Source organism: Pantoea pleuroti, from assembly GCF_014156615.1.
In the GTDB taxonomy this organism is placed as follows: Bacteria; Pseudomonadota; Gammaproteobacteria; order Enterobacterales; family Enterobacteriaceae; genus Pantoea; species Pantoea agglomerans.
The window spans coordinates 136645-148802 of sequence record NZ_SBFD01000010.1 but is presented as its reverse complement, the minus strand read 5'-3'; the positions used below and the strand labels follow the sequence as shown (position 1 = coordinate 148802).

13 protein-coding genes and 2 pseudogenes are annotated in these 12158 nt (G+C 48.1%); 8 read left to right on the top strand and 7 right to left on the bottom strand.

Annotated features, from left to right (window positions below; translation table 11 throughout):
• Positions 1-186: 186 nt before the first annotated feature.
• Positions 187-459 (bottom strand): annotated as a pseudogene (locus tag EPG66_RS19585) (integrase core domain-containing protein); the annotation flags it as partial.
• 69 nt (positions 460-528) lie between these two features.
• Here EPG66_RS19585 and EPG66_RS19580 point away from each other — a divergent pair.
• A complete protein-coding gene (locus EPG66_RS19580) occupies positions 529-741 on the top strand; it encodes a hypothetical protein (protein ID WP_182687888.1) in 213 nt (70 codons plus the stop codon).
• Between the two features lie 195 nt (positions 742-936).
• Here EPG66_RS19580 and EPG66_RS19575 read toward each other — a convergent pair whose 3' ends face one another.
• Complete coding sequence (locus EPG66_RS19575) at positions 937-2349, bottom strand: hypothetical protein (RefSeq protein ID WP_182500510.1); 1413 nt, start codon at positions 2347-2349, stop codon at positions 937-939.
• 480 nt (positions 2350-2829) lie between these two features.
• Between EPG66_RS19575 and EPG66_RS19570 the strand changes: the two genes are divergently transcribed.
• The 4 genes from EPG66_RS19570 to EPG66_RS19555 all read left to right on the top strand — a co-directional run bounded on the left by EPG66_RS19570 (position 2830) and on the right by EPG66_RS19555 (position 5248).
• A complete protein-coding gene (locus EPG66_RS19570; protein WP_182687886.1) occupies positions 2830-3234 on the top strand; it encodes a tautomerase family protein in 405 nt (134 codons plus the stop codon).
• A 120-nt stretch (positions 3235-3354) separates the two neighbouring features.
• Entirely contained in the window at positions 3355-3807 is a 453-nt protein-coding gene (locus tag EPG66_RS19565) for a GNAT family N-acetyltransferase (protein WP_069026913.1), read from the top strand.
• Between the two features lie 412 nt (positions 3808-4219).
• Positions 4220-4558 (top strand): cupin domain-containing protein, encoded by a 339-nt coding sequence (locus EPG66_RS19560; RefSeq protein WP_163658861.1) that lies wholly within the window; start codon positions 4220-4222, stop codon positions 4556-4558.
• Between the two features lie 249 nt (positions 4559-4807).
• Positions 4808-5248 carry a GNAT family N-acetyltransferase gene (locus EPG66_RS19555; protein ID WP_182687884.1) on the top strand — a complete coding sequence of 147 codons (441 nt, stop codon included), beginning with the start codon at positions 4808-4810 and terminating at the stop codon, positions 5246-5248.
• Between the two features lie 153 nt (positions 5249-5401).
• Here the strand turns inward: EPG66_RS19555 and EPG66_RS19550 are convergent, their stop codons facing one another.
• Both EPG66_RS19550 and EPG66_RS19545 read right to left on the bottom strand, forming a co-directional pair.
• Complete coding sequence (locus EPG66_RS19550; RefSeq protein WP_163794385.1) at positions 5402-6076, bottom strand: DUF2625 domain-containing protein; 675 nt, start codon at positions 6074-6076, stop codon at positions 5402-5404.
• 247 nt (positions 6077-6323) lie between these two features.
• Positions 6324-7225, bottom strand: a pseudogene (locus tag EPG66_RS19545) (LysR family transcriptional regulator).
• Positions 7226-7441: 216 nt separating this feature from the next.
• On the opposite strand from EPG66_RS19545, the gene EPG66_RS19540 reads away from it, so the two are divergent.
• Positions 7442-8068, top strand: coding sequence for an SDR family NAD(P)-dependent oxidoreductase (locus EPG66_RS19540; protein WP_246379501.1), 627 nt, complete (start codon positions 7442-7444; stop codon positions 8066-8068).
• Positions 8069-8474: 406 nt separating this feature from the next.
• On the opposite strand, the gene EPG66_RS19535 is transcribed toward EPG66_RS19540, so the two are convergent.
• Complete coding sequence (locus EPG66_RS19535; RefSeq protein ID WP_064703797.1) at positions 8475-8822, bottom strand: ArsR/SmtB family transcription factor; 348 nt, start codon at positions 8820-8822, stop codon at positions 8475-8477.
• A 51-nt stretch (positions 8823-8873) separates the two neighbouring features.
• On the opposite strand from EPG66_RS19535, the gene EPG66_RS19530 reads away from it, so the two are divergent.
• Positions 8874-9866 carry a threonine ammonia-lyase gene (locus EPG66_RS19530; RefSeq protein ID WP_182687882.1) on the top strand — a complete coding sequence of 331 codons (993 nt, stop codon included), beginning with the start codon at positions 8874-8876 and terminating at the stop codon, positions 9864-9866.
• A 205-nt stretch (positions 9867-10071) separates the two neighbouring features.
• Entirely contained in the window at positions 10072-10512 is a 441-nt protein-coding gene (locus EPG66_RS19525) for a GNAT family N-acetyltransferase (RefSeq protein ID WP_182687880.1), read from the top strand.
• Between the two features lie 103 nt (positions 10513-10615).
• On the opposite strand, the gene EPG66_RS19520 is transcribed toward EPG66_RS19525, so the two are convergent.
• A complete protein-coding gene (locus EPG66_RS19520) occupies positions 10616-10921 on the bottom strand; it encodes a cupin domain-containing protein (RefSeq protein ID WP_115758240.1) in 306 nt (101 codons plus the stop codon).
• Positions 10922-11242: 321 nt separating this feature from the next.
• Complete coding sequence (locus EPG66_RS19515; protein WP_137230819.1) at positions 11243-11863, bottom strand: protein phosphatase CheZ; 621 nt, start codon at positions 11861-11863, stop codon at positions 11243-11245.
• Positions 11864-12158: the final 295 nt, after the last annotated feature.

Here is a 12158-nt window from a genome sequence, read left to right as displayed (position 1 = left end):
TCGAGTTTACACGTGATCATATTTTCAACTTGTCCAGGAGAGCTTACAAAATGTCCGCTGCTGTCACAAAGCGGACGCTAACACCGCCTTCTTTGTCTGCTATGAGCGAGAAGTAGACGCTCCATCACTCATATCAGCCGAACTGACAGGCAATACATGACCTGCCCCCAGTATTAGATACAACCGTCAGTTAGGAATGTCGGTTTGTTTACCTTCACATTTTCCATTTCGCCACCGTGCTGCAAACTCTGATGGCGTCTGATAATTCAGCGCGGAGTGCGGGCGGCACTCATTATAATCCTGACGCCATTCACTGATGGTTTTCCTGGCATGACTGACGTCACTGAACCCGTGTTCATTCAGGCATTCATCGCGAAAGCGTCCATTAATACTCTCAATAAATCCATTCTGCGCTGGCCTGCCCGGCTGGATTAAGCGCAACTCAACACCATGATCAAAGGTTCATTGGGAGACGAACAATACAGTGAGTTCAGACGAGCCATCTACGATCCGGGAACGGTACATGGGATGATAGAGGTATATCGCGCCGGTCTGGGTATAGACAATAAACACCAACTTCATAATCGTCAGATCGGACGGATGATTGCATGCCCGACTCTCTGTTTATGGTCAAAATACGACGATCTGGAGACGGTATATGGCGACATTGTGGGGATCTGGAAAAACTGGACACCCGATGTTACGGGTGAAGCCATCGCCAGCGTTCACCATATGGCATAAGAGGCACCATACGAATTAACAGCCGAACTCCGTCATTTTCTTTTACAGCACGTCCCACCCTGAAATAACCTCTAGCTGCGTCTGAGACATATAATAGACCGATCGCTGGTTCTGACCGCGAGAGTGCATGACTTAACCCTCAAGGGATTATTCAACAATCAGGCTCACCGACTAAAGCGGCGAGCCTGATTATTATTAACGTATCACTTTGACATCTTCCAGCGTGACCAGGCTTTCAGGTTTACCACTTATTTGCGTCGCGACCGGGACAAAAATATTGAGGTCCTGCATCCAGGCAAATTTATCACTGCTACCTGGTTGCCCTTCGTCAGTTTCATCACACTTAACCAGCAGATATTTCCCACTAAACTCAGGTGAAATTTCATGCGCCTCCCCCTGATCGGTTACGTCGCAACGTAACGCTGAAGCAGTGACTTTCTTATCGGCATCAATGCTTTCCCATTTCGCCTGATAGCGTTGTCCGGTCACTAACGGGAAACGCAGGTCCGTCTGCAACGTGTTGAGCCTCGAAGCACCATTACTGATGGACATAGTGAACTTCAGCTGTAGCTGATTAGCCAGCGTTAAACGTTGCACCGTCCAGATACCATAGTCTTCCAGCTTGAGTATATAACCATCTGCTTGTGCATCCAGCTGTACTTTAACCTTACCCAGCGCGCTGACCGTGGTATAGCGAACCTGCTTAAAGCGCGGAAGCGCCCAGGGTTTAATCAGTGACTGTGCCTGATGCTCAATTGCCGCTGAAAGAGGAAATTTACTCAGCCATTGCGGATTATTATTGTTCAGATCGGGCATTGATGGCCCCATCAGCGTTGATGCGGGCTTATTAGTCGCAGGGACAAAGTGTCCTTCGGCTCTGAAGGTTTTTCCTGCGGGTAACTGGCAGAGTTGCTCAAAGCGTTGTGTCATTTGTCCGTCAATTTTAAAGCTACTCTTGCGGCGAATGATATCAGCAGTGATGAGTGAATCGGTAACGCGGCCTTCACTGTCGAAGTTCATCGCAGCAACAGCATCACCCTGATGGGTTTTACAGTTATACAGATAATGCTCAATCTTTAATTCAAGCGGGGCGTCATAAGGCGGTTCCCAGATGATATCTGCAAAGTCATATCCCATGCGCACCGATAAAATATTACCAATATGCTCAATGCTATTCACATCGATAAGATTAGTAGTACCGTACTCAGACGTGGCTGATAATTTTTCCCAGCGTGCATCTTTTATGGGTAACTGACAAACCTTGCGAATATCCTCTGCCGTCATTTGACTGTCATCCTGTGCCGGCGCATAGCGGAGGTAACTGTTGCCGTAAAAGCGAGCTTTAGTAAGCCCGCTCTCATTCAATAAATCCTTGTACAGAAGCTGTGCCGTGCCGTGCTTACAATCAACGGATCGCCATTGCTGAGCTGTTTTTCCATTATTGAAGTTTAATGACACCATGTAATTCACACGATCGTGGATTTTGGTGACCGAAAAGGGGTTAGTTTTGCCGCCGTTCAATACAGGATTATCCGCAGCCTGAACCAGAGAAAAGGGCAGCAGCGTCAGAAAAAAAAGTGGGCGGATTAAAGGGCGTACGCAGTACATACATGTTCCTTCATATAGTGTAAGAAATGGAGTTATCGACATCAGGAAAGGGATCGTTAGTGTTACGCGCCAGAAAAAACATAGCATGAGGTTGGTGCTGCCGCTTTTGCATAAAATTGACAGCTGCTTGTCGTGCCGCATGCGACGAGAAAAAGAACTTCATTCCGGCAAACAAACGGAGTGCGTCATCAACGACATTGCATTGTTCCGCCCGGTTTATCATTCAGTCAGAACAGATAATTACCTGTCCGCCCGGCTAAGCGAAACCCTACAACTTTACCTTTGTTCTGAATATACCAATGGGCGTTCGCTACTGGCACAAAGCGGACTTACACGTTGGCCCATGTCCGCTATGAGCGAGAAGGGGACGAAAGTTGCCCTCACGTTTTTGATTATGCCATCTTAGTCATCTCGTATCGTTCAAAAAATGCGGCAACACTTTTAATAATCAAGCTAAGTAATGACACTTAAGGAATCATTATGCCTGGAATAACGCTCACATTGTCTGGTTGCAAGGATCAAAAATTAACCAAAGATTGTGTACTTTTAGCTACTCAAATCACATGCGAGATATTGAAGAAAAACAGCTTTGAAACCATGGTCATAGTAAGATATGTGGACGATGATGACTGGTTTATTGATGGCAAGAGTCTGGCTGAATGGGGGAGAAATTCGTTTAGACTTGAAGTTACTGTCGTGGATGAAACTTGTAGCAAAGATCAGAAAGCAGCGTATCAAAAAGCAATTTACAAAGCTATGGAACAAGCTATTGGTAACCTACATCCTCAGTCAAATGTGCATGTTATTGATTGTAAAGCTGCTTCATATGGATACACAGGGATAACGCAAGAATACAGATATCAGCATAAAGATGAGTTTTACTAACCAAAATTTCTTTTCTATTACCGTTAATGTGGCGCATAGGAAGTATGAGAGTGCCATTGTCATACTGGACACAATCATAATTCTGTCCAGACTATGCAGATTGAAATCACTGGAAAAATCATGGATATCCAACTCACAAGCGTCACCCCGGACAGCCCAGGATTTGCTGAGTTAAGATCGCAGAGCATGGCTGAAGGATTTAACATGTTGCGCCGACTGGAAGATAACTGGCTTAGCGGGCACAACCGCTTTGACAGACCCGGAGAAAAACTTATTGGGGCTTCTGTAGAGGGATTAATCATTGGCGTTTGTGGACTCAACATCGAACCGTTTACGCTAAAAACTGGCATCGGACGTCTGCGACATCTCTATGTAGACTCAGGATGGAGAAAAAGGCAGGTTGGCAGTGCCCTGCTCAGTGAGATACTTAAGGATTCTGGCCACTGGTTTGATTTTATCAACACAAACGCTCCTCCATCGGCATTCACATTCTATGAACGAGCTGGCTTTGTTGCTTTGACTGGCATAGAAAAAGTCACGCACCATCTCTGTCTCAGAGACCCAGTGCGTTGATATAGTCACGTCCTGGATAGACCGCATATTCTGTCCAGTGAACCGCTTTTCAGGAACGCCTGCCGGGATACAGCACTGACATAACCAAACCACTTTTAGGCAAATCAGAGTAATTACAGGTAAATCCGCGCCGCCCTGGACACACTGCGTTTCTGACCAGGCATGCAGAACGGCGGCTTAAACATCTTCAGGAAATCAAAGGAACTGACTGGCAGCTTTGAGCGAGAAGCGGACCTCACGATCCTGTTTATAAACTCCTGTGCCCATTAATCCATGGCTATTCAGTATATTGAAACAGGCAATTCAGCTCCTTAATGCACTAACCCATGAAAAAATGTATTGCGAATCAATATCATACCTGAGTATAACTTCATCAGATTATTGGAAAAGTCGCATAAACAGGAGAGGTATGATGATTTCAAAAGAAAATGCAGAGCATTATGTCTGGGGCGATGATTGCGACGGCTGGTATCTGGTAAACCGACAAGACATGCTGGTCATTCATGAAAAAATGCCGTCAGGTACTGCTGAAAAGCGACACTGGCACTCTGTCTCAAGACAGTTTTTCTTTGTGCTCAATGGTGTTTTATCTATGGAGTTAAAGGGTGAAACGCACAATATTAAACCCCTGCAGGGATTAGAGATTCCCCCGGGGGCAAAACATCAAGCCAGAAACGACACGGAGTCTCCCGTGGAATTTATTGTGATTTCGCATCCCACAACACGAGGGGATCGTACTGACCTTCCTTGACCCTGCTGGCAATTCACGAACAATGGCTATGGCTTGTCATAACGTAATGTCCGAGTGGTGACGCTAACGTACCTGAGTATTGGCAACGTCCGCTTCTGGCACAGAGCGGTCTGGCGCTGGCACACGGTTAGCTAAGATTGAGGAGCGGAACATAAATAGCCGTCATCTCATTGACGGTTCTGTGGCTCCTTAGAGGATATGACTGCATTATCATCAGCATTTATCTTTGTCATACATGGAGTAAGTCTTATGAGTATAAATATAAGGCCAGCACAATTTCCTGATGTTGATGGAATTTTCTCAGTCCGAACATCTGTTACGGAGAATCATCTGAGCCGCGAAGAAATGCGAAGAATGGGGATCACCGAAAGCGTCGTGGGCGATATGATCAAAAACGACCATTGTGCATGGGTTGCCTGTGATAATGACGAAATTATTGGTTTTTCAATGATTTTAACGGATAAAGGCTGTCTTTATGGTCTTTTTGTTCTTCCTGAATACGAAGGCAGAGGTATAGGTCGCAGACTTACTATGCTTGCGGAACAGGAGTTATTCAGACATCACGAAATTGCCTGGCTGGAAACCGATGAAAACAGCCGTGCGGGAAAATTTTACATGCAACTCGGCTGGGGTAATAAAGCAAATCTGGATGGCACTTTCATCCGGTTAGAAAAGCAACGTGATAGTTGACCTTCTATAGCTCTCATCTGGTTCCGCTTTTGGCACAAAGCTGACTGACGCGGCCCCATGGTCCGCTATGAGCGAGGAGCGGATGTTCGCAATTGTTGTCACAATGTCAAGAGTATTACTTACATCGTGGTGTCTTAATCTGCACGGAGGAGGTCAGTCGCCCTGCATGTTGGTTAATTGATGTTGTAAGTTCATGCACAATGACCAGTGCTCATCAACAGACACAACAGCGCGTGAACGCTGCTCTATAGACAATTGTGGCTCTGTCCACAGGAAAGGATAAAAGGAGTAAACCGCGTCACCATTCATTTCAGATGTTTCTTCACGCCAGCCTGTCCAGCGTACGCTTTGATAGAATCGATCCAAATTGCCACAGAGAACCCATTGCAGGAAACCTGAATAGTTAGTATCAAGGCTCTCCCATTCCAGAGAATCCGGTGCGAAATAATATACGCCGCCTCGATCTTCACCGAATTCACCACCGTTAAGTGCAAAAAAGCCCCCCGATACATCATCAGCAACCAAGAGCGCCTGAAATATCCGGCCTGTTGCTACCGATTGCGTCCAGGAAGCAGGAACTCGTGCCAGCTTGGGATGACCAGAGCCTAAAATCCGCAACCAGCCATTATCAACCAAGATGCCTCCCGTTTCGGACAACACAGCGCCTAGCGGGGAGAGCGTTGTAACCTGAAGCTGATGTAAGGCAGATCTTGCGAGCGTCGGGTCACAGGGAAGCACTTCATAATTATTGTTCGCTTCTTTTAGCCATTGCTGCACCATAAGCCAGCCAGAGCTTTGCTGATCAATTAATTCAGTCAGTTCCCTCATGCATTATCCTTTATCGCACTTCGCATCTTTAGCTTATATATCGGACGACTAGCCGATAACTGAACATGGTCACTCACATGCTCCTTTAGAAAAACATAGCATTAGGTTAGCAAGGTCCGCCTCTGGCAAAAAGCGGTCTGAAACGCTGACCAATGCCTCCATTGCGCTTTAACCTGCCACAACCCGTCAAAAAAGAGGTGCACTCGTTAGCCGAGCTCAATATCGACTGATGAGCCTGCTACTGCAGTCAATCGAGCGGTTCAGGCATTGACTGTACCTCTTTCAGAAAATCCACAAAAGCGCGCAGAGGTGCTGACATAAAGCGGCTGGGAAAGTAGAGCCAGGGACCTTCAAATTCGGGCCACCACTCCGGAAGCACAGGCTGCAGTTCACCCGTCGTAAAGCAGGGCTGCAGCCAGTTTTCAAAGACGGCGATAATGCCCTGACCCTTTTTTGCCAGCTCAATTGCGCCTGATGCGCCATTGACACCGATAGTCAGGCGACCAGCAGGGTTGACGCTGACGGTTTCTCCGTTGCGTTCAAATTCCCAGGGTATCAGCGCGCCGCTGGAATACTTAAGGCGGATGCAGTGATGTTCGGCCAATGCCGTCGGGTGAAGGGGAGACCGCGCGAAGCAAGGTAGTCGGGTGCCGCCGCGAGAGCCAGACGCTGGCGGCGTGGGCCGACAGGAACGGCAACACTGTCACGGGCCAGATGTTCACCATAGCGTATGCCTGCATGGCAGCCTTCCGCCGTGGCATCAACAAGGCGATCGTCCACCATAATCTCCACCCGCAGCAACGGATGGCGATCGAGAAATTGCTCAAGCAGGGGCGGAAGAATATCGACCATCACCGCACCCGTCACGTTCAGCCTGAGTAGCCCGCGCACCTCCCGTTGAGAACTTGCCACGTCATTCATCACCGATCTCATTTCGCTCAGCAGAGGTGCCATGCGATCGGCCAGCATCCGGCCTGCTTCGGTGGGCGTTACGCTGCGGGTTGTGCGGATAAACAGCGGAACGCCCAGGCTGACTTCCAGCGCGGTAATCCTCTCACTGACCGTTGAGGGTGCCAGGCCTAACGTTTTAGCCGCGGCCCGGAAACCCTGACCCCTGAAGACGGCAAGAAATATCGCGACATCATCCATCTCAACTTCCGTTACTGTTCGCTTTTCCGAACAGCGTATTCGTATTGCGGCCTCTTATCAAACAGCTCTGAGAGATTTATAACTCAGATACACCTGCATAAATCACTGAGGCAACAACATGAAGAAGAGAACGGTTTTAATTACCGGCGCAAACAAGAGTATTGGTTTTGAAACGGCCAGACTGATGGGGAAACTGGGATTTAATGTCTGGCTGGGTTGCCGCGATGGGGGCGCGGTCAGGATGCTGTCAGCCGGTTGCTGTCGGAAGGCATTAAAGTGCGGCTGGCTATCATTGACGTGACAGACCAGGAAAGTGTTGATGCGGCCGTCGGGCAGATAAAGTCAGAAGATGGAAAACTAGATGTGCTGATCAATAATGCGGGTATTCCCGGAACCTGGCCCATCACGCCTGAGTCGCAGAGCATCAGCGATATTATGACGGTGTATAACACCAACGTTTTCGGCGTCATCAGAGTAACGCAGGCTTTTCTGCCGCTGCTCAAACTGGGTGAGGAACCCCGGATTATCATGGTCAGCAGCGGGCTGGGATCGCTGGAATGGATATCTGACAAGGCGCATCCCTACTCTCAGGTAGCGGCACTGGGCTATACCAGTTCAAAAACGGCATTAAATGGCGTTACGGTGGCATTTGCCAATTCACTGTCTGAGTATGGCATCAGCGTAAACGCAGTTGACCCGGGATATACGGCCACCGATTTTAACGGACATACCGGTTACCGGACTGTATCCCAGGCGGCCAGAGGGATCGTCTGGCTCGCTGCTGAAGCATCCCAGACAATCACCGCAGGATTCTTTTTAGATGGAGAGCGCGCACCCTGGTGAATCTCGTCTAATAAAAGCATTCCACCTGCCTGAATGGGGCAGGTTGGTTGACGGGTGTGGGCAGAACACCTGGCGTGTCATGCGCAGTCGATTCTCAAATATGTCCGAATCATCCTGAAGGAAAATAAGCGGCTCAATGTTTCTTAGCGCATCTGAATGTAATTTATGGCCGCCTCAGGCACGGATCGTACAGAAAGTTAGGTCATAAGGTCCGCTTTGAACGAAAAGCGGACCCAAACCTACACGCTGGTCATCAGCCGGGATAGTTTCTGAATTTAAACGGCAGTTTTGCAGAAGATGACAACAGATAACGATGACAGAATAAATTTACCTGAAAGACGGACACGCCAGGAGCGAGATATACACACACTGGATTTAGTGCCCTGTAAATACACATACTGACCGATTATGGCTGTTCAGGTGAACCAGTCGCCTGCTTCCCATATCCAGACAACATTGCCGTTGCTTCATCCATCCGTTGACGATCAAGTTTATAGAATACCCAGTTCTTGATACGTTTCGATGTCACAATTCCGGCCTTAGCAAGAATTTGCAGATGGCCTGTCACGGTGGGCTGACTCAGACCAATTTTTTCGGTGATAAATCCGACACACACACCATCCTTAACCAGATCGCCGTCCTGCTGCACCGGAAAATGTGACTCTGGGTCGGACAGCCATTCAACAATCACTAGCCGATGCTCATTACCAAGGGCACGAAAAATATCGGCCATTAATGTCTTTGAGTTGTGCATATAGCCAATCGCCTATATAGTCATTTTCTTATATAACTTTAGGGGCATACTATGACAAACCACAGACAAAGGCTAACAGACAGTGTCACGCTGAAAGATATTTATGCAGCTTCCGGACGAATTAAATCAACAGTATGCAAAACTCCGCTGGAGCTTTCGCACCCGCTGTCTGCTCTTGTCGGGACGGAGGTCAGGCTTAAGATGGAAAATCTTCAGCATACGGGTAGCTTTAAGCTGAGAGGTGCTGCAACCGTTCTTGCCAGTCTTAATGCAGACCAGCGACGTGCCGGCGTCATCGCCCCGACGGCAGGGAATCATGGTTTAGGGCTTGCCTGTGCGGGACATGCGGCAGGCATACCCGTATCCATATTCTTACCATTTTCAGCAGACCCGATTAAGGTTTCTGCAATGAAAAGTTATGGTGCGCAGGTTACGTTTTTTGACAACATTGAAGATGCAAGGCAGGAAGCCATTGTTGCAGCGCAACAGTCCGGCGCAACGTTCGTCTCAGCCTATAATAATCAGCAGATGATTGCCGGAGGCGGCACCGTCGGTCTGGAAATCATGGAAGACTGGCCAGACGCTGACGTTATTCTCGTGAACATTGGCGGCGGCGGGCTGGCCTCCGGTATCGCAACAGCCATCAAGGGCATAAACCCTGCAGCCGAAGTGTGGGCAGTGCAGAGTGAAGCAAGTCCGACGTTTGCGTGCTGGAAAGAAGCTGGTGAGGCGATCCCAGTGGAAATATCGTCGTCAATCGCCGAAGGCATAAGTGGCTATATAGAGCCTGAAGCGATGACCTGGCCACTCATACGCGATCGCGTCGATCGTGTTCTTCTGGTTTCAGAAGCTGAAATTAAAGCAGCGATGCTGTTAATGCTTAATCTGCACAGCCATGTTGTAGAGCCTTCAGGCGTACCCGCAGTTGCGGCAGCCATCCGTTATGCAAAAGAACTGAGCGGGCGTAAAGTTGTCTGCGTGGTGAGTGGTAGAAACATATCGGGCTCCCGCTATCTCAAATTAGTTAATGAGGCGTCACTGTGAAGAAACAGTGCGGAGTTAAAGTCGGCTGAGCTCTTATTGCGCAACGTTCTTATCATAACGGCTTCATTCATTACGCAGGCTTTGAGGTAGTGCCGCCTTTGACGGCCTGCCGTTTAACAGCCTTTTCGCACAAAATTTTATGGTTCGTTTAAGGGAATGTCAGGCATCATCAAAAAATATTTTTGTCATACAAGGAGTAAGACTAATGAATATTAATATAAGAACAGCCCGGGCTTCTGATGTTGACAGTATTTTCGAAGTCAGAACCTCAGTGCTCGAGAATTATTTGAGTCGTGAAGAAATGCGTCAGCTGGGGATCACCGAAAGCGTCGTGGCGGATATGATTGAAAAGAATTTATGCGCCTGGGTTGCGGCTGAAAGCGAAAAAATAGTCGGCTTTTCAATGATTTTACCGGATGAAGGCTGTCTTTTTGCGGCCTTTGTTCTCCCGGAATATGAAGGCAGAGGTATAGGTCGAAGGCTGGTTTTTCTCGCCGAGCAGGAATTATTTAAACATCATGAGGTTGCGTGGCTGGAAACCGATAAAAATAGTCGCGCGGCGAAATTTTACATGAAGTTCGGCTGGGGTAATAAAAAAGAGATTAACGATACCGATATCAAACTGGAGAAACATCGCAGCGTGTAATCTACTGCAACTTTCATAAATGACCGCTTATGGCATAAGGTGGACATCTGCATCAGGCAAATTATCTTCTGAGCAAATATCGGACAAACTATCGTTAGGCTACTCATGTTTCTGGCAAATCTATGATAACCAGGGTGCCAAAACTGCCTTTTTTTACAGTATGAGGAATCCCAGCTTTGGCTACATAAAGCTGGCCAGAAGTTACAGAGATTTGTTTTCCTTTCACGCTCAGTTCAAGACGACCGTCAATGACCAGTAACCCTTCATCATACTCATGTACCTCTTCAATTACAGAGCGTTCATCCATTCGTAAAACTTTGAGATTCGCTGTGCCAATGTGGCCTAATACCTGAGAGTGCCAGGCCTCTGGTAATGCATGTGATTCAATTCTAAGGTCATAAAGCGACATAACGTCACTCCTTTTAGTGTTCTTTTAATGCTCTTATGCCATATATATTTCCTACCGTCATATAATAAATATGGGAAAATAAATCGAATAAGAGACTATACCATTCCTCATTATGCTCTTATTTCTGAAGTGCCAGATTCTGCAATCTGGCCTGGTCAGAACCCTGTTTATCAACGGGCCGATAGGTAAATCGCGTCAGCTAATAGCGCAAAGCGGACATTTAGCCGCAATAGCGTGTTTGCTGTCAGACGAACTGTTTGTCCTGCGCAGACCTTTAATCATTAATCGTCATTTTAAATCACGTATTTTCTTCGGGTCGGCTTACATTCCCAGACTGGCCAGCAAGTCGTCCACATCATCCTGACTGGCAGGAGTCTCTGGTACGGAGGAAGGTTTAGACAGCGCAGTGCGCTCGGTGGTGCTGTGTGAGCCAGTATTATCGCGGATGACCTGTATCAGTTGCTGCTCAGCCTGATTCAGCACGGCCATCATAGCCTGCACAATCTGTCCTGTGAGGTCCTGGAAGCCCTGAGACATCATAATCGCGTGCAACTGCTGTTGCGTCAGACCCGTGACACGGGGGACATCATTCAGCAAGGCAACGGTATCTGCAGCTAATGCCTGGGTCTGTTCTTTGTCTGACAGCGTACCGGAAGTGGCATCCCAGCGTTGCGTGAGTTTCTCCGCTTTTTCTCCCAGATCGGTTTGCAGAGGCTGCGTGATTTCCACGCTGTTGATTACGCCCTCTGCTGCTTCGCGGGTCATTGTGACGACATAACCCAGCCTTTCACGGGCGTTTGGGATGCTTCCCGCCACATCGGCGATGGTTTTATCAAGCCCCAGCTGTTGCAGACTGTCGCGAAGCTGCCGCAGGATGAAGCCAGCACGCGCCGTAATTTCGCCAATTTCCTGATGCTTACTATGGGTGTCGGATGGTGACATGGATGTTGTTTCCTGCGTACAGAGTTTCGATACCTGAGGTTATCGGCAGCTCGCGGCGGTTTTTTAAATTTCCTGAGGTTTTTACTCGTGTAAAAAGTGACATGATGTGAATGAGGCGCCATAGGGCTAACGATATCAGGGTTGTGAAAGACAGAAAGTGTTGCGCGCAGGCCCTGTTTTTTCAGCCGGAGAGGGTAGTCAGGTATAGAGCGGAATGTGTGCGGGTTAATGACTGTTATGAGCGAAAACAGGGGCGTATTACCCACTTCTGAAACGTTTACGCGAGGGCAGGCAG

What these genes read in the sequence shown, in the direction of transcription:
- EPG66_RS19580 (WP_182687888.1), top strand. Translation starts at nt 529, where the DNA reads ATGATAGAGGTATATCGCGCCGGTCTGGGTATAGACAATAAACACCAA.
- EPG66_RS19575 (WP_182500510.1), bottom strand. Translation starts at nt 2,349, where the DNA reads ATGTACTGCGTACGCCCTTTAATCCGCCCACTTTTTTTTCTGACGCTG.
- EPG66_RS19570 (WP_182687886.1), top strand. Translation starts at nt 2,830, where the DNA reads ATGCCTGGAATAACGCTCACATTGTCTGGTTGCAAGGATCAAAAATTA.
- EPG66_RS19565 (WP_069026913.1), top strand. Translation starts at nt 3,355, where the DNA reads ATGGATATCCAACTCACAAGCGTCACCCCGGACAGCCCAGGATTTGCT.
- EPG66_RS19560 (WP_163658861.1), top strand. Translation starts at nt 4,220, where the DNA reads ATGATTTCAAAAGAAAATGCAGAGCATTATGTCTGGGGCGATGATTGC.
- EPG66_RS19555 (WP_182687884.1), top strand. Translation starts at nt 4,808, where the DNA reads ATGAGTATAAATATAAGGCCAGCACAATTTCCTGATGTTGATGGAATT.
- EPG66_RS19550 (WP_163794385.1), bottom strand. Translation starts at nt 6,076, where the DNA reads ATGAGGGAACTGACTGAATTAATTGATCAGCAAAGCTCTGGCTGGCTT.
- EPG66_RS19535 (WP_064703797.1), bottom strand. Translation starts at nt 8,822, where the DNA reads ATGCACAACTCAAAGACATTAATGGCCGATATTTTTCGTGCCCTTGGT.
- EPG66_RS19530 (WP_182687882.1), top strand. Translation starts at nt 8,874, where the DNA reads ATGACAAACCACAGACAAAGGCTAACAGACAGTGTCACGCTGAAAGAT.
- EPG66_RS19525 (WP_182687880.1), top strand. Translation starts at nt 10,072, where the DNA reads ATGAATATTAATATAAGAACAGCCCGGGCTTCTGATGTTGACAGTATT.
- EPG66_RS19520 (WP_115758240.1), bottom strand. Translation starts at nt 10,921, where the DNA reads ATGTCGCTTTATGACCTTAGAATTGAATCACATGCATTACCAGAGGCC.
- EPG66_RS19515 (WP_137230819.1), bottom strand. Translation starts at nt 11,863, where the DNA reads ATGTCACCATCCGACACCCATAGTAAGCATCAGGAAATTGGCGAAATT.